The 16,581-nt window shown below is 71.6% G+C and carries 15 protein-coding genes; 8 read left to right on the top strand and 7 right to left on the bottom strand.

Annotation, left to right across the window (positions count from 1 at the left end; genetic code table 11):
• Window positions 1-61: 61 nt before the first annotated feature.
• Window positions 62-814 (bottom strand): MBL fold metallo-hydrolase, encoded by a 753-nt coding sequence (locus L2C96_RS29165; RefSeq protein WP_237338451.1) that lies wholly within the window; start codon window positions 812-814, stop codon window positions 62-64.
• Between the two features lie 103 nt (window positions 815-917).
• Here L2C96_RS29165 and L2C96_RS29160 point away from each other — a divergent pair, with 103 nt between their 5' ends.
• Window positions 918-2,414 (top strand): IS1096 element passenger TnpR family protein, encoded by a 1,497-nt coding sequence (locus L2C96_RS29160; protein WP_235716284.1) that lies wholly within the window; start codon window positions 918-920, stop codon window positions 2,412-2,414.
• Here L2C96_RS29160 and L2C96_RS29155 read toward each other — a convergent pair whose 3' ends face one another.
• Complete coding sequence (locus L2C96_RS29155; protein ID WP_237338450.1) at window positions 2,415-3,392, bottom strand: helix-turn-helix transcriptional regulator; 978 nt, start codon at window positions 3,390-3,392, stop codon at window positions 2,415-2,417.
• 90 nt (window positions 3,393-3,482) lie between these two features.
• Here L2C96_RS29155 and L2C96_RS29150 point away from each other — a divergent pair, with 90 nt between their 5' ends.
• Window positions 3,483-3,887, top strand: a complete 405-nt coding sequence (locus L2C96_RS29150) for a VOC family protein (protein ID WP_237338449.1) — start codon at window positions 3,483-3,485, stop codon at window positions 3,885-3,887.
• Between the two features lie 10 nt (window positions 3,888-3,897).
• On the opposite strand, the gene L2C96_RS29145 is transcribed toward L2C96_RS29150, so the two are convergent.
• Window positions 3,898-4,860 (bottom strand): nucleoside hydrolase, encoded by a 963-nt coding sequence (locus tag L2C96_RS29145; RefSeq protein ID WP_237338448.1) that lies wholly within the window; start codon window positions 4,858-4,860, stop codon window positions 3,898-3,900.
• A gap of 11 nt (window positions 4,861-4,871) precedes the next feature.
• Between L2C96_RS29145 and L2C96_RS29140 the strand changes: the two genes are divergently transcribed.
• On the top strand, window positions 4,872-5,627 hold the full coding sequence (locus tag L2C96_RS29140; protein ID WP_237338447.1) for an acyltransferase: 756 nt from the start codon (window positions 4,872-4,874) through the stop codon (window positions 5,625-5,627).
• Between the two features lie 53 nt (window positions 5,628-5,680).
• Here L2C96_RS29140 and L2C96_RS29135 read toward each other — a convergent pair whose 3' ends face one another.
• Together L2C96_RS29135 and L2C96_RS29130 are read right to left on the bottom strand one after the other, a co-directional pair.
• A complete protein-coding gene (locus L2C96_RS29135) occupies window positions 5,681-6,217 on the bottom strand; it encodes an NADPH-dependent FMN reductase (protein WP_237338446.1) in 537 nt (178 codons plus the stop codon).
• 9 nt (window positions 6,218-6,226) lie between these two features.
• Window positions 6,227-7,651, bottom strand: a complete 1,425-nt coding sequence (locus tag L2C96_RS29130) for a short-chain fatty acyl-CoA regulator family protein (protein ID WP_020422467.1) — start codon at window positions 7,649-7,651, stop codon at window positions 6,227-6,229.
• A 227-nt stretch (window positions 7,652-7,878) separates the two neighbouring features.
• Between L2C96_RS29130 and aceA the strand changes: the two genes are divergently transcribed.
• From aceA to L2C96_RS29115, 3 genes are all read left to right on the top strand, one after another.
• Window positions 7,879-9,165 carry an isocitrate lyase gene (gene aceA, locus L2C96_RS29125; protein ID WP_020422468.1) on the top strand — a complete coding sequence of 429 codons (1,287 nt, stop codon included), beginning with the start codon at window positions 7,879-7,881 and terminating at the stop codon, window positions 9,163-9,165.
• A gap of 68 nt (window positions 9,166-9,233) precedes the next feature.
• Window positions 9,234-10,841 (top strand): malate synthase A, encoded by a 1,608-nt coding sequence (gene aceB / locus L2C96_RS29120; protein ID WP_020422469.1) that lies wholly within the window; start codon window positions 9,234-9,236, stop codon window positions 10,839-10,841.
• Window positions 10,842-11,068: 227 nt separating this feature from the next.
• Window positions 11,069-11,860: a S1 family peptidase gene (locus L2C96_RS29115; RefSeq protein WP_020422470.1), complete on the top strand. Its 792-nt coding sequence runs from the start codon at window positions 11,069-11,071 to the stop codon at window positions 11,858-11,860.
• Between the two features lie 1,042 nt (window positions 11,861-12,902).
• Here the strand turns inward: L2C96_RS29115 and L2C96_RS29110 are convergent.
• A complete protein-coding gene (locus tag L2C96_RS29110) occupies window positions 12,903-13,448 on the bottom strand; it encodes a TetR/AcrR family transcriptional regulator (protein ID WP_237338445.1) in 546 nt (181 codons plus the stop codon).
• 84 nt (window positions 13,449-13,532) lie between these two features.
• On the opposite strand from L2C96_RS29110, the gene L2C96_RS29105 reads away from it, so the two are divergent.
• Both L2C96_RS29105 and L2C96_RS29100 read left to right on the top strand, forming a co-directional pair.
• Window positions 13,533-13,991 (top strand): nuclear transport factor 2 family protein, encoded by a 459-nt coding sequence (locus tag L2C96_RS29105; protein WP_020422723.1) that lies wholly within the window; start codon window positions 13,533-13,535, stop codon window positions 13,989-13,991.
• A 116-nt stretch (window positions 13,992-14,107) separates the two neighbouring features.
• Window positions 14,108-14,599: a GNAT family N-acetyltransferase gene (locus tag L2C96_RS29100; RefSeq protein WP_027936572.1), complete on the top strand. Its 492-nt coding sequence runs from the start codon at window positions 14,108-14,110 to the stop codon at window positions 14,597-14,599.
• Between the two features lie 52 nt (window positions 14,600-14,651).
• Here L2C96_RS29100 and L2C96_RS29095 read toward each other — a convergent pair whose 3' ends face one another.
• Window positions 14,652-15,980, bottom strand: a complete 1,329-nt coding sequence (locus L2C96_RS29095; protein ID WP_020422725.1) for a glycosyltransferase family 4 protein — start codon at window positions 15,978-15,980, stop codon at window positions 14,652-14,654.
• Between the last annotated feature and the right edge of the window lie 601 nt (window positions 15,981-16,581).

Below are 16,581 nucleotides of genomic sequence, written 5' to 3'. Positions count from 1 at the left end.
CACCCATATCAAGATCATCCTCAGCGTGTCAGCCCATCACCAACGTCCCCGAACAACACATCTAGGGCAGGTGGAAGACGGCGCCGGGAGCCGCGTACGCGACCGGCCCTTCGAAGCGCGCCGCCGCGCGGGTGACGGCGTCGCCAGGTGTGAGGAACGGCCCGACGTGCGTGACGATCAGCCGCCGCACCCCCGCGCCGGCCGCGGCCTCGCCGGCGTCCTCCGGGGTGTGGTGCGCCTCCGAAGGCTCCGGGCCGTCCGCCTCGCACAGCAGCGCGTCGCAGTTCTTGGCCAGGCTGGTCACCGCGGGGCAGGGCGCGCTGTCGCCGGAGTAGGCCAGCGAAGCCGCGCCCGTCTCGATGCGCACGCCGAACGCGGGTATGCCGTGCTCGACGGCCGCGGCGGTGAACGTCATCGGCCCGATCTCCGCCCGGTGCCCGTCGGACAGCTCGTGCACGGCGAAGGCCCGCTCGACCGGGCTGCGCGACGGCCCGTTGGTCAGGAAGCCTGCCAGCCGGTCGGCGATCCCGGGCGGGCCGAACAGCGGGATCGGCGCGGGCAGCTCGACGTCCGCGAACAGGGCGCCGTAGTACGCGGTGAGCAGGTCGGCGCAGTGGTCGGCGTGCAGGTGCGAGATCCAGATGGCGGCGAGCCGGTCCAGGCTGGTGTGGCGGCGCAGCTCGGCGAGCGTGCCGGGGCCCGCATCGAGCCACACGTGCGTCTCGCCGCTGGACACCAGGTAGCCCGAGCACGGGTTGCCCGGCTCGGCGTAGGGCGTGGCGGAACCGAGGACCGTCAGGCTGAGATCGCTCACCGGGCCGAGCTTAGCCTGCGTCTCATGATCGACAAATCGACAACTCTACTGTGGACGGAAACACCCGTCCGGGTAACGGACCGCCCTCGCTAAAGTCCTGCGGGTGAGTACCGGAATCTCCACACTGGCGAGTCAGTGCCCAGCGCTGTCCCGGACGAGGGCGCTGGCGAGCTGGGTCGGCGACGGGAGACCCGTTACCCCCAAAGGAGTTCTGCGTCCCGCCGACGTCCCCTCGGTCGCCGGGGTGCTCGGGGTCGAGGTCGGCGAGAAGGTCCGCTCGGCCGCGGACGTCGTCACGATCCACCGGCCGTGGGTGGCCGCGGAAGGCGCGGGGCTGATCGAGGTCGGCGTCGCGGAGGCGGTCGCGCGCCCGCCGCACGACGATCCGGCGCAGCTGTGGCTCAAGGGCCTCGACGCGGTCCTGCGCGCCGAGTCGGCGGATCCGCGCCGTCGCGGGGCGTTCGCGATGTGCCGGGCGGTGCTCACCGCGCTGGCCAACGGCCCGCTGCTCGACGACCTGGTGTTCTCGGTCCACCGGCTGCTCAAGGGCAGCGAGGACGGGGACGCGGTCGCGTCCAGCTTCGGCGGCACGGACCTGTTCCCCCTCGACGCGGCGCTGGACGTGCTGACCGAGTTCGGCGCCCTCGACGCCGACCGGAAGGTGACGCCGCTGGGCCAGTGGGCGCTTGACGAGTGGGCCGCTCGTGAACCGCGACCGGTCACGCCCGGGCTGCGCGCCGCCCAGCTGCTGAGCCGTCTCGCGCCGCTGCCCGCCGACGAGGCCTGGCGGCAGGCGCTGCGCTGGTTCGAGGGCAGGCGTCCGGTCGACGGCGCCGCGCAACTGCTGCACGCCGCGGAGTTCGCGTCCCCGGTCGAACGCGTCGCGGCGATCGAGGTGGTCGCCGGCTTCGGCGACGAGGTGCTGCCGGCCTGGCACGTCGCCCTGGGGTACCGCAACGTGCGCCCGCATGCGGCGGCGATGCTGGAGATGTGGGACGACGGTCCGGGTCTGTCCGAATCGGAGCGCCGGCGGCTGGTCACCGAGTACGCGTTGTCGGCGCGGGAACGCAGCGGGGTCGAGGAGGCCTACCACTACGTGCGCGACCGCGGCGGGCCCGGCGCGCTGGAGCCCGAGGCCACGGCGTTGCGCCGCGAGCTGCAGGCGTTCGCGGAAACCGTGAAGCTGGCCGTCTACCAGCTGAAGGTCACCGTGACCGGCCGCAAGCCGCCGCAGTGGTGGCGGTTGGTGATCCCGGCGAGCGTGACGCTCGGCGTGCTCGCCGAGGCGCTCGACGCGGAGGGCGCGGAGCACCACTTCGAGGCCGACGGCGTCCGCTACGCCGACCCGTTCTTCGGCCTCGGCGAGGACCGCGACGAACACGACGTGCGGCTCTCCCACGTCCTGGTGCGGCCGGGCACGAGCCTGCGGTTCTTCCTCGGCGCGGAGGAGCACTCCGTCACGTGCGAGAAGATCCTCGACCCGGACCCCGGCCTGACCTACCCGCGCTGCACGAGCGTGTCCAAGGTCGGGGAAAGCGCTTCCGCACGCAACAAGCGCCTGGCCGCCGTGCGCATCCCGCACCCCGCGCACCCCTGGTGATCAGTCGTCCGCTCGCGCGCCGGCGTGGCGGGCCAGCCGATCCGCCAGTGCCCGGACCAGGTCGCGGAGTGCGCTGGGCTGCTCGATGACGAACGGCTGATCGAGCGCCGCGAGCAGGGGCGGTATCCAGTCGAGCCGCTGCGCCCGGATCCGCGCCCGCACCCAGGGATCGCCGCCGGTGATCGTCTCCAGCGACGCGACGGATGGCGGGAAGACGGAGCGGATCCGCTCGGGCGTCGACCGGATCCGCACGGACACCTCGTGCTCGTACGGCGTCTCGGCGAGGGCGCTGAGCACCCGCTCGGCGGGATCGAACCCCGCCGGCACGTCGAACGTTCCCGCGGCGATTTCCACGGTCCTGATCCGGTCGACCCGGAACGTGCGCACCTGGCCGCTGGCCGAGTCGAAGCCGCTCAGGTACCACCGCCCGGAGTGCGCCACCACCCCGTACGGGTGGACGACGCGTTCGCTGGCGCCGCCATGGCCCGCGGTGTAAGCGATTTCGACCGGCCGGCGATCCCGCGCTGCCTCCGCCACGGTGAGCAGCACCCCGGCCTCCGCCGTGAGCGCCGGCCGTGGCGGCGCGGTGAAGCCGGCGATCTCCAGCAGCGCGTCGAGCCGCCGCCCGACGGCGTCGGGCAGCACCCGCCGGATCTTCGCGACCGCGCTCTCGGCGGCCGCGACCGACGTGGTGATCAGGCCGGCCCGCCGCCCCGCGACCAGACCGAGCAGAACGGCGAGCGCCTCCTCGTCGGTGAGCATCAGCGGGGGCATCCGGTAGCCGGGCGACAGCCGGTACCCGCCGTGCCGTCCGCGCACCGTGCGGACCGGGACGTCGAGGTCGCGGAGGTGATCGACGTAGCGGCGGACGGTGCGCTCGTCGACGTCGAGCCGCCCGGCGAGCTCGGCCACGGTCCGGGTCCCGCCGCTCTGGAGGATCTCCAGCAGGGCCAGCACGCGGGCGATCGGCCGGGTCACCCGAAGATCCTCGCAATACCGGGCGGATCCTGTCCACTATCGCCCCTAGCGTGGCCGGTGTTCCTCCGAGAAGTGCAGAAAGGACCCGCCGTGCAGCTCGTCTCCGTCCGTGTCATCACCAGCGACGTCGCCCGTCTTGCCGAGTTCTACGAGCAGGTGACCGGCCTCCGGGCGCGGTGGCTCGCCGAGCAGTTCGCCGAGTTCCCCGGTTCCGCGTGCACCCTCGCGATCGGCGGCGCCGAGACGATGTCGCTGTTCAGCCCGGGGGCTGCCGTGCCCGAGTCGAACCGTTCCGCCATCCTCGAGTTCCTCGTCGAGGACGTGGACCGGGCGTACGAACGGCTGACGTCGCTGGCGGTCGTCCCCGAGATCGTGCAGAAGCCGACGACGATGCCGTGGGGCAACCGCTCGCTGCTGTTCCGCGACCCCGACGGCAACCTGGTCAACCTCTTCGCGCCGCTCACCGAAGAGGCCAGGGCCAGGCTCGCCCGTTGACGACCGGCCGTCAGCCGCGAGCCAGCCGCTCCAGGATGAAGCCCCGCAGCCCGTCCAGGTCCGCGTCCACGGCCACCTCGACGCGCCCCGGCGCGACGTCGCCTTCCGCGTCCGCGCGCAGCGCCTGCCGCCGCCGGTCGACCAGCGTCGCGCCGCGGGCGGGGCCCATCGAGCACTCCACGTCGATCGGGTAGCTCTCCGTCCGCAGGATCCCGGGCCGGATCGCCTCCGCCACCGCGACCGCGTCGTGCAGCACGATCCCGTCCCACCCGAGCGCCTTGCGGTAGTGCGCCAGGTAGTCCGGCGTCAGCGCCTCCAGCGCGGCGCCGATCGGCCCGGACGCGGCGAGCTTGCCCAGCCACGCGCTGTCCACCGCGCACCGGTAGGTCAGGTCCATCGGCACCAGCACGCACGGCACCGGCTCCTCGACCAGCACCCGCCGCGCGGCCTCGGGGTCGCTCCAGATGTTGAACTCCGCCGCGCCCGTGGTGTTGCCGCCGGCCAGCCCGCCGCCCATGACGACGATGCGCGCGATCTTCTCCCGCACCTCGGGGTGCGCCGCGAGCAGCAGCGCGATGTTCGTGAGCGGCCCGATCGGCGCGATCGTCACCGGCTCCGCGGCCGCCTCCAGCAGGGAAACCAGCAGGCTCACCGCCCCGCCCGGCTCCAGCGCGCGGTCCGGCTCGGGCAGCGCGGCCGACCGCCCGGACAGCCCGTCCGAGCCGTGCACGTGGCTGGCCCGCTGCAGTTGCTCGTGCACCAGCGGCCGCGCGGCGCCGGCCGCGACCGGGACGTCCGCGCGCCCGCACAGGGCCAGCACGCGGCGCGCGTTCAGGGTGGTCGCCTCGAGCGGGACGTTGCCGAAGACTGTGGTGACCCCCAGCAGTTCGACGTCCTCGCTCAGCGCGGCCAGCGCGATCGCGAAGGCGTCGTCCACGCCCGGGTCGGTATCGATGATCAACGGAGTCGGCATACTGTCAACCTATGACGTCCATGTGGGGATCGCCGGTGCTGTCCCGCGTGCAGGCCTGGCGCCGCGCCCGGCGCGACCCTCGTCAGGCGAAGTTCCTGACCGCCGACTCGCTGCGCTGGGTGCTGCGCAACCGCGCCTACACGCCCTGGTACCTGGTGCGGTACTGGCGCCTGCTCAAGTTCCGGCTGGCGAACCCGCACATCATCCTGCGCGGCATGGTCTTCCTCGGCAAGGACGTGGAGATCCACTGCCGCCCCGGTTACGGCCGCCTGGAGATCGGGCGCTGGGTCCACATCGGCGACGGCAACGCGATCCGCTGCCACGAGGGTTCGCTGCGCATCGGCGACAAGGCCGTCTTCGGGCGTCAGAACGTCGTCAACTGCTACCTCGACATCGAGCTCGGCGCGGCGACCCTGGTGGCCGACTGGGTCTACATCTGTGACTTCGACCACGTCACCACCGACATCAACCTGCCGATCAAGGACCAGGGGATCGTGAAGACCCCGGTGCGCATCGGGCCGGACACCTGGATCGGCACGAAGGTCTCGGTGCTGCGCGGCACACGCGTCGGCCGTGGTTGCGTCCTCGGCGCGCACGCCGTGGTGCGCGGCGACATCCCGGACTACGGCATCGCGGTCGGCTCCCCGGCGCGCGTCGTGCGCGACCGCCGCGCCGACTACGAAGCCGACGCCGAACGCCGCGAGGCCATCGCCGACATGGCCCGCAAGGCGAACAAGGCGCTGCAGAAGACCCTTGAACAAAGCTAGCGCCGCGTAGCCGCTCCGTTGAGGGTGGCGGTGGGCGAGGGGCCGGCCCGGGTTCAGCGGGTCGCGAGTGCGGTCAGCGCCGCGCGCACCCGCTCCCGGATGGCCTCGTCGCCGACGAGACCGTCCGCCCCGATCGCCTCGCGCGGCACGGGAATGTGCACGCAGGCCTCCTCGACGATCCGCGTGCCCAGGTAGCCGAGCACGGTCCGCAGCGACTCGTGCGCCCCGGCGGCGCCGGTGACCGACGACGACACGTTGATCCACGCCACCGGCTTGCCGCCCATCGCGTCCGAACCCACCGCCCAGTCGAGCAGGTTCTTGAACGACCCGGGCAGCGCGCCCGCGTACTCCGGTGTGCAGAACAGCACCGCGTCCGCTTCCTTCAGCTGTCCGCGCAGGTCGGCGACGGCGTCCGGGAGCGGGTCCCGGTCGTCGTCCGGATCGAAGTGCGGCAACGACCGGAGCCCGTCGTAGACCTCCACGACCGCGCCCTCCGGCGCGATCGCCTGCGCGGTGGCGAGCACCGCCGAGTTGGTCGAGCCCGCCCGCGTGCTCCCGCTGACGGCCAGGATCCGGAAGAGCGTCGTCATGCGCCCACGCTATCCCTTGGGCACCGCCGGGTACGGGACGAAGGTGCTGGTGTTCTCGTCGACCGTGAGCTGCTTGCCGATCGTCGGGAACGCGCGCTGCGGGCAGGCCGGCCGTTCGCACACCTTGCAGCCCATGCCGATCGGCGTCGCGGCCGCCTTGACGTCCAGGTCCAGACCGGTCGAGTAGATGAGCCGCCCGGCGTGCCGGAGTTCGCAGCCGAGTCCGACGCTGAACATCTTGCCCGGGCTGCCGTAGCCGCCGATGTTGCGCGACACGGTCCGCGCGATCCAGAAGTAGCTCTTGCCGTCCGGCAGCGTCGCGATCTGGGTGAGGATCTTGCCCGGCGAGCTGAACGCCTCGTAGACGTTCCACAGGGGGCACGACCCGCCGACCCGGGAGAAGTGGAAGCCCGCCGCGGACTGCCGCTTCGACATGTTGCCCGCGCGGTCCACCCGCACGAACGAGAACGGCACGCCGCGCCGCTTGGGCCGCTGCAGGGTGGACAGCCGGTGGCACACCGTCTCGAACCCGACGCCGAAGTGGTCGCACAGCCGCTCGATGTCGTAGCGGAAGCTCTCCGCCATGGACAAGAACGGGCCGTAGGGCAGGATCAGCGCGCCTGCGAAGTAGTTCGCAAGGCCCACCCGCGCCAGCGACCGGGCCGCCGGGCCGGAGAACGCCCACGAGTCGGCCAGTTCGGTGATCAGGTCGTCGTACTCCAGCAACGCGATCTGCGAAGCCATCCGGAACGCCCGCTGGCCCACGCGCAGGCTCGGCGCGAGCCGCAGGATCTTCGAGTCGGGGGAGTAGCGGTGCTGCTCGCCCGCGGCCTCGTTGATGCCCTCGGTGGTCACCTGCACGCCGTAGTGGTCGGCGAGCCGGTCCTGCAAAGTCTTGTGAACGCCGCCGCGGCGCAGGCCGATGTCCTCGGCCATCCGCTCGGCGCGTTCGTCCAGCTCGGCGACGTAGTTCTCGCGCTCGTAGAAGAAGTCGCGGACCTCCTCGTGGGGCAGGGGCGCGGCGGCGCTGCCGTGCGGGCCCGTGCCGTTCTCGGTGACCAGCGCGGCCGTGCTCTCCACCGCCGCCCGGTAGCTGCGGTGCAGCCGCACCAGGGCCTGCGCGATGGTCGGCAGGTTGGTGGCCAGCTCGTTGAGCTCGCTGGTGGTCGCCTCGATGCCGAGCGACTCGTCGAGCAGCGCTTCGCGCACGTCGGCGACCAGGCGGCTGGTGTCGTTGTTGGCGAAGAACTCGGTGTCGACCCCGAACGCCTCGGTGATGCGAAGCAGCACTGGAACGGTCAAGGGACGCGAGTTGTGCTCGATCTGGTTCAGGTAGCTGGGGCTGATTTCCAGCAACCTGGCCAGGTCCGCCTGGCTCATCGACCGGCTCTCGCGTAGGTGGCGCAGCTTCGCGCCGGCGAAAGTCTTCTCCACGACAGGCCCTTCCCGAGGATCTTTTCCCGACCGCACCGATCACGTGACCGATTCAGTCCACGAACTTTGCAGCGGCTGCGAAACCGCGTTTCGCAACCTTCACAACATGCTACGCCAAAATTTGCAGAAATTGGCAAATTGGAGCGCTGGCGGTGTTTGCGCAGCGCATGTCATGGTCGATCCAAGCAAGCGAGTCATCGCAAAGTTCGCAAAGGTGGAGAACTCCCATGGCAGAGCAGCCCAACGAGTTGCAGCAGGAAGCCGCGAAGCTCGAGCAGCAGTGGGCGTCGGACCCCCGGTGGAAGGGTGTCAAGCGCTCCTACAGCGCGGCCGACGTGGTGAAGCTGCGGGGCAGCGTCGTCGAGGAGCACACGCTGGCCCGCCGCGGCGCCGAGAAGCTCTGGAACCTGCTGCACACCGAGGACTACGTGCACGCCCTCGGCGCGCTGACCGGTAACCAGGCCGTCCAGCAGGTGCGCGCCGGCCTGAAGGCCATCTACCTGTCCGGCTGGCAGGTCGCGGCCGACGCGAACCTCGCGGGCCAGACCTACCCGGACCAGAGCCTGTACCCGGCCAACTCGGTGCCGGCCGTCGTCCGCCGCATCAACAACGCGCTGGGCCGCGCCGACCAGATCAACTGGGCCGAGGGCAACAACGACATCGACTGGTACGCGCCGATCGTCGCCGACGCCGAGGCCGGCTTCGGTGGCCCGCTGAACGCGTTCGAGCTGATGAAGGGCATGATCGCCGCCGGCGCCGCGGGTGTGCACTGGGAGGACCAGCTCGCGTCCGAGAAGAAGTGCGGCCACCTCGGCGGCAAGGTGCTGATCCCGACCAAGCAGCACGAGCGCACCCTGAACGCGGCCCGCCTCGCGGCCGACGTGCTGAACGTGCCCACCCTGGTCGTCGCCCGCACCGACGCGCAGGCCGCGACGCTGATCACCAGCGACGTGGACGAGCGCGACCAGAAGTACATCACCGGCGAGCGCACCTCCGAGGGCTTCTACAAGGTCCGCAACGGCATCGAGCCCTGCATCGACCGCGGCCTGGCCTACGCCGAGTACGCCGACCTGCTGTGGATGGAGACCTCCACGCCGGACCTCGAGGTCGCCCGCCAGTACGCCGAGGCGATCAAGGCCAAGTACCCGGACCAGATGCTGGCCTACAACTGCTCGCCGTCGTTCAACTGGAAGAAGCACCTGGACGACGCGACCATCGCGAAGTTCCAGCGCGAGCTGGGCCACATGGGCTACAAGTTCCAGTTCATCACGCTGGCCGGCTTCCACGCGCTGAACTACTCGATGTTCGACCTGGCGCACGGCTACGCCCGCGAGGGCATGACCGCCTACGTCGACCTGCAGGAGCGCGAGTTCGCTTCGGAGGAGCGGGGCTACACCGCCACGAAGCACCAGCGCGAGGTCGGCACCGGCTGGTTCGACCTGGTCAGCACCGCGCTGAACCCGGAGAGCTCGACCACCGCGCTCACCGGTTCCACCGAAGAAGCCCAGTTCTAGAAGAAGTCGCGAGGCGGCCAGGGCGCGCTCGCCCTGGCCGCCTCGCGGCCCCTCCAGGAAGGCTTGCCATGTCCCACAGGTTCACCTCGCAGATCGAGGTCGCCGGCCCGGCCGGCGAGCGGTACGACGAGATCCTCACCCCGGCGGCGCTGGCCTTCATCGCGCGGCTGGACAACGAGTTCGCCGGACGGCGGCGCGAGCTGCTCGACGAGCGGCGGCAGCGGCGGGAGAAGCTCGCCGGCGGCGAAGAGGTGCTCGACTTCCGGCCGGAGACCCGCTGGATCCGCAACGACGACTCCTGGCAGGTGGCGCCCGCGGCGCCCGGCCTCGAGGACCGGCGTGTGGAGATCACCGGCCCGACCGACCGCAAGATGACCGTGAACGCGCTGAACTCCGGCGCGAAGGTGTGGCTGGCCGACTTCGAGGACGCGACCTCGCCGACCTGGTCGAACATCGTCGGCGGGCAGCTGAACCTGTTCGACGCCATCCGGCGCGACATCGACTTCACCACCGAGTCGGGCAAGCGCTACACGATCTGCGACAACCCCGCGACGATCGTCGTTCGCCCGCGTGGGTGGCACCTGGTCGAGAAGCACCTGCGCATCGACGGGCGGCCGGTTTCGGCGAGCCTGGTGGACTTCGGCCTGTACCTGTTCCACAACGCGCGCCAGCTGCTGGCGCGGGGGAGCGGGCCGTACTTCTACCTGCCCAAGCTGGAGAACCACCTCGAGGCGCGGCTGTGGAACGACGTGTTCCGCCTCGCGCAGCAGGAGCTGGGCATCCCGCAGGGCACGATCCGGGCGACCGTCCTGATCGAGACGATCACCGCGGCGTTCGAGATGGACGAGATCCTGTTCGAGCTGCGTGAGCACGCGGCCGGCCTGAACGCGGGCCGGTGGGACTACATCTTCTCGATCATCAAGAACTTCGGCGACGCCGGTGCGGACTTCGTCCTGCCCGACCGCGCCGAGGTCACGATGACCGCGCCGTTCATGCGGGCCTACACCGAGCTGCTGGTCCAGACCTGCCACAAGCGTGGCGCCCACGCGATCGGCGGGATGGCGGCGTTCATTCCGAGCAAGGACCCGGAGGCGAACGCGCTGGCGTTCGAGAAGGTCCGGCAGGACAAGGAACGCGAGGCGCGCGACGGCTTCGACGGCTCGTGGGTCGCGCACCCCGGTCTGGTGCCGGTCTGCCGGGAGGTCTTCGACGACGTGCTGGGCGGCTGGCCGAACCAGCTCGGCCGGACGCGCGAGGACGTTTCGGTGACCGCCGAGGATCTGCTGAACGTGGCCAGCGCGGGTGGCGAAGTCACCGAAAAGGGTCTGCGGGCCAACATCAACGTCGCTCTGCGCTACGTGGACGCGTGGCTGCGGGGGACCGGCGCCGCCGCGATCTTCGGCCTGATGGAGGACGCGGCGACCGCGGAGATCGCGCGGGCGCAGGTGTGGCAGTGGATCCGCAACGGCACGAAGCTCGACGACGGCACGGCGGTGACCGATTCGCTGGTCCGGACCATGCTGGACGAGGAGCTCGCGTCGGTGCGGGCCGACCTGGGCCCGGAGGCCAAACTGGACGATGCGCGCGAGATCTTCGTGGAGACTGCGCTCGGCGAGAAGCTGCCGAACTTCCTGACCACCGGCGCGTACGCGCGCTACCTGACGGATCTGGTCTAGAGCTCCGTCCGTGTTGAGAGGACCCCGGTTTTCCCTCTCCTGACGGGGAAAACCGGCTCGCGCTGGCTGTGGCCGGACAGCGCGGACACTCGGGCCCGGTAGGTATGCTCCACCTACCGGGCCCGACCTGTCCGCGAAATTTCTGTCTTTTGGTAGATGTGTAGAACCCTCCCGACGCGCAATCCTGGACTGCGACACCGTTCACCAGGGCGCCGAAGGAGCTGGTAATGATCCCTGTAGTCCGCCGTTTCACCCGATCGATCGTGGTTCTCGCGAGTTTGGTCGCCGCGTGTGTGTGCGTGCCGGCCGCGCACGCGGAGCCCGGGATCGTCGGTGGCAAGCCCGCGAACATCGCGGAGTACCCGTTCACCGTGGCGCTGACCGATGCCACCGGCCTCCAGTTCTGCGGCGGGACGCTGGTCGCGGCGGACAAAGTGCTGACAGCGGCGCACTGCGCGCAGGGGGAGAGCCCGCCGTCGCTGCGGGTCGTCAGTGGACGGACGCAGCTGAGCGGCCGCGACGGGACGGTGTCCACTGTGTCCCACGTGTGGGTGCATCCGCAGTTCAAGGACGCCACGCAGGGCTACGACGTGGCGCTGCTGACCCTCACGCAGCCGTTGACCGCGCAGCCGCTGCCGCTGGCGACGAAGGACGACCCGGGCTACCAGGCCGGCACCGAGGCGACGATCCTGGGCTGGGGCAACACGGAGCCGATGGGCGACTCGTCGGACGTCCTGCTGAAGGCGACGGTCCCCGTCACGAGCGACGACTATTGCGCGAAGGCGTACCCCCAGCAGTACACCCCCGAGGCGATGGTCTGTGCCGGCTACCCGGAGGGCGGAGTGGACACCTGCCAGGGCGATTCGGGAGGCCCCCTGGTGGCCGCCGGAAGGGTCGTAGGAGTCGTCTCCTGGGGCGAAGGCTGTGCCGAACCAGGAAAGCCGGGAGTCTACGCCCGAGTCGGCGCCTACCACGACGAGCTACAAGCACAACTAACCCCAGCCGACGTCCTACCCTGACGCCCCCCGGCCGCCTACCAGCACTCCCCGCCCCCACCGGCGCACCCCCCCGCCCGCTGGCGCGCCCCGGCCCCACCGGTGCGCCCCTGCCGCCCGCCGGCGCACCCCCGGCCCGCCGGGTGCACCCACCGCGGGGGCGGCGCACCCCCCCGCCCCGCCGGGTGCACCCGCCGGGGCGGCGCACGACCCCCGCCCCGCCGGGTGCATCCGCGCGGGATGGCGCATGACCCCTGGGCCGCCGGGTGCATCCGCCGCGGGGCGGCGCACCACCCCCGGCCCGCGTTGGGTGCACCAGACGCGGGGTGGCGCAAGGCGCTCGGCCGCTGGCGCACCTGACGCGGGTCCGCGCAGCCGACAGATCCCGGCACGCCCCCCGCCCGCCGGTGCACCTCTCGCGTAGGGGCACGCACCAACCACATGCGCGCTCCCCACGCAGGTCGGCGCACGCGCGCTGGTGCACGCTACACATGCTCCCGACCCCGACGCATGTCGGCACGTCTCCGCCCGCCGGTGCGCCCCTCGCGGGGCGGCGCCCCACCTCCGGCCCGCGTTGGGTGCACCAGACGCGGGGTCGCGCACCGCCCCCGGCCCGCGACGCACCCGACGTATGCCGGCACGCCCCTCGCTCGCCGGTGCCCTCTCGCGCGGGGCGCGCACCACCGGCACGTGCCCTCCCCGCGCGCGTGGGGCACGCACGCCCGGGCACGTCACGCATACCGGCACGGCCCTGGGTGGGGGCGTACCCCGCGCAGGTCAACACGCCTCACGAATGCCGGCTCCCTAGGCATGTGGTGCGTCGCACCCCCGTCGGGCGTACCACATGCACGCCGACGCTCCATCGCGTTGGGCCGCGCGCCACCGGCCCCGGCTCTCGCGTGCTCTGTTTGCCTCGCCGAGGTGCGATGGCTGACAGCACGACCCCCAGTCGACGGTGCCACCGCATCCATCTCCCATGGCAGGTGGAGCAGGTGCCGCCCTCTCACGTAACCACCACTCGGCGGCTTCGCTGGTTCACCCAGAAATGGAGATCATCACCCCGGCATCACCGCTCGGCGGAAGCCCGAAGCAGCGCCACCGCCGCAGTCTTGGCGCTCTCGGCGGCTCCCGGATCGCCGGTGATGCCCGCGATCACGGTCGCGCCTTCGACCAGCGCGAAGATCTGGTCGCCCAGTTCGTCCGAGCCGGCCAGGGAACGCAAGTAATCCCGGACCAGGTCCTTGTGCTCCCGCACCACCGCCGCGACGCGAGGTGCCCCGTCGCCCAGTTCGCCGAACGAGTTGATGAACGCGCACCCCCGGAAGTCGTCCTCGCTGAACCACCGCCGCAACCAGTCGAACACCGCCGGGACAGCGTCTTCCGGCGGCCGAGCCGACACGTAGTCCGCCAGCGACCGCCGCCACCGTTCGTCGCGGCGGCGCAGGTAAGCCTCGACGAGATCGCCCTTCGCCGGAAAGCATTGGTACAGCCGCTTCAACGAGACGCCCGATCCCGAGCGGATGGCATCCATGCCCACCGCCTGGATGCCGCGCGCGTAGAACAGCTCCTCGGCGGTGTCGAGCAGTCGGACGCGTGCCTCGTCGTGATCCATCCAATCCACCCCTTGCGCGGAGAACGTGCGTTCTCTACCGTAGCGCATCAGCGGAGAACGAGCGTTCTCCAGATTGGGGTTCCCATGTCCGACCGTCCGCCGTTCCCGCCGTTCGACGAAGTCACCGCCGCGCAAAAGGTTCAAGCCGCCGAGGACGCCTGGAACACGAGGGACCCGGAGAAGGTCGCGCTGGCCTACACGCCCGACTCGGTCTGGCGCAACCGGGATCAGCACGTCGTCGGCCGCGACGCGATCGTCGAGTTCCTGCGCCGCAAGTGGGAACGCGAACTGGACTACGCGCTGCGCAAGGAGCTGTGGGGCTTCCGCGGCAACCGGATCGCCGTGCGCTTCCAGTACGAATGCCACGACGCCGAGGGCCAGTGGTGGCGCAGCTACGGCAACGAGCTCTGGGAGTTCAGCGAGAACGGCCTGATGCGCCGCCGCGAGGCGAGCATCAACGACACCCCCATCACGGAGTCCGAGCGCCGCATCTTCGGCCCCCGCCCGGAATCCGAGCGTGGGCAACTGCTGCCGGTGTTCTGAACGGCGGCGCACAGGACGCGGGCATACCGCGCCGCAACCTGGCCGACGACTCCGGCATCACCTGCGCGACAGCAATTCGATCGACAGGCAACCGGTCGGACTGCGACGGTAGGGGCGTGCGCGTCGTCCCGTTGCCCCCGGCCACCTACCACGCTCTCGCCGCAGGAGATCTCGCCGCGGCGAACCGTGTGGCGCCGGTCGAGTTGACGCCGTACTTCGTGAACCCGCGCTGGCTTCCGGGCTGGGGCCGGGCGAGCACCCGCGTCCGCGCCGACCCGCGGGCCGCCGATTGGCTCGCCGGCGCCATCGCCGGGCCAGTCGGCGTGGTCGGCCGCGCGGGATACCACGGGCCGCCAGACGAGCAGGGCGTCGTCGAGGTGACCTACGAGATCGAGCCGGCTTGGCGCCGTCGCGGTTATGCCCGCGCCGCGCTGGCGGAACTCGTCGCGCGCGCCGTGCGTGAACCGGACGTCCGCGTCGTGCGCGCGGTGATCCGGCCGCACAACACCGTTTCCCAGCGCCTGGTCATGACGAGCGGATTCACCGAGGTGCATGAACCACCACTGCCCGACGGGCCCTGGCTGGTTTTCGAGCGCGTTGTGGACTGATCACAGTCACGCGCGAGGTTGATGGCCGACCGCCGTTGATCGCGGGGCGGCTTCAGCGCGCAGGCTTCCTCGTCCCGCTTTTCCGTGCCGCGGCGGTGGTCTTCCGCTCCACGACCACCGGTGGCGGCTCGGGGTTGAGCACGTTGCCCGTCGGGATCTTGGGGCGTCCCAGCTCGCCGTGCTCGCGGACCCTGGCCTTGCGGTAGACCTCGGCGGTCGTCGCCGCGATGCGAGCCCAGTCGAAGTCGTCGGCGAGGCGGGCCTGCGCGGTGCGCGCACGACTCTCCGCGGCGGCGCGGTCTCGCAGCACCGAGTTCACCGCCGCCGTCAGCGCGGGCACATCCCCGGGTGCGAAGGACAACCCGGTGACCCCGTCGACGACGACCTCGCCCAGCCCACCGGCCGTCGAAGCCACCAGTGGCGCCCGCGCGGCCGCCGCTTCCAGGGCGACGATCCCGAACGGCTCGTACCGGCTCGGCAGCACCACGGCGTCCGCCGCCGCGAGCACTGCCCGCAGCTCCCGGTCGCGCAGGTGCCCGGCGAACTCGACCGCGTGCTGCATCCGCATCCGCCGCGCCTGCTTGACCAGCTCGTCCAGGTGCCGCCCCCGCCCGGCGACCACCAGCCGCGTGCCGCGGTGCGCGCGGCGGATCTTCGGCAGCGCCGACACCAGGTCCTGGACGCCCTTCTCCCACTCCAGGCGCCCGAAGAACAACAGCAACGGCTCGCCACCCGGCGCGTACTTCTCCCGCGCCCGCGCGACCTCGTCCGCCGCGACCTGCCAGCCGCGTTCCTCGATGCCGTTGTGGATCACGGTGATGTCGTCCGCCGACACCTCGAACAGCTTCGCCACCTCGGCGCGCATCGCCTGCGAACACGTGATCAGCGCGTCCGACCGGTTCGCCAGCCACCACTCCACGGAGTGCACCTGCTGGTTCAACGGCTGCGACAACCAGCCCGAATGCCGGCCGGCTTCGGTCGCGTGGATCGTCCCGACCAGCGGGCGCCGCAGCGCGCCGGCCAGGCTGATCGCCGGGTGCGCCACCAGCCAGTCGTGGGCGTGCACGACGTCCGGCTGCCACGACCGGGCCAGCTCCAGCCCAGCGCGCACCATGCCGTGGCCCATCGCCAGCGTCCACGCCACGAGGTCCCGCTCGAACGTCACGTGCATCGGGTCCTCGGCGACGCGGATGATGCGCACACCCTCGACCACCAGGTCCGTTGTCGGGTGCGTGTGGGCGTCGGTGCCTGCCGGGTGCCGGGAGAGGACCACGACCTCGTGCCCGTCCTGGGCGAGGTGCCGGGCCAGCGCGTGCACGTGGCGGGCCAGCCCGCCGACCACGACGGGCGGGTACTCCCAGGACAGCATCAGCACGCGCATGACAGGAGGTTACTCACTGGTCAACTAAGAACTGAACCACCCGACGACGCGCGATGCCGGCGGGTGATGTCGATCACATGATGAGTGGGAGCGCGGTGGTGGGCTGCGGTGGGTGGGTGACCGGGCGGGCCCGGGAAGTGGCCGCTCGGCCGGACCGGGCGGCGCGGATGCGCGACCCGACGGCGGTGGGTGGACGAGCAGCGGGGAGGTGCTGCCGGGCGGCGGTGGGTGGCCGGGCCGGGGGGAGGTGCTGCCGGGCGGCGGTGGGTGGCCGGGCCGGGGGGAGGTGCTGCCGGGCGGCGGTGAGTGGCCGGGCGGCGGGGAGGTGCTGCCGGACGGTGGGTGGTTCGGGTTGTCAGGCTGCGGGAAGGCGGGGTGGTGAGTGGCCCGGCGGCGACCGGGGACGTGGTGCGGCCTGGGCCGGCAGCCGGGGCGGAGTGAATTTCCGGGTGGTGGGCGGGGATTGCCTCGACCGTGTGGACTGGGGCGTCGCCGGGTGGCGGCGCCGGGGCGGTTCGGGTTGCCGTGTAGCGCGGAGGCGTTGCCAGACGGTAGGTGGGTAGCCGGGCGGTGGCGAGGCGATGCCGGTCGGTGGGGGGTT

The sequence above is a fragment of the Amycolatopsis tucumanensis genome, from assembly GCF_021654135.1.
Lineage (GTDB): Bacteria > Actinomycetota > Actinomycetes > Mycobacteriales > Pseudonocardiaceae > Amycolatopsis_E > Amycolatopsis_E tucumanensis.
The sequence above is the reverse complement of the archived record's forward strand: the minus strand, read 5'-3'. Positions and strand labels throughout refer to the sequence as shown.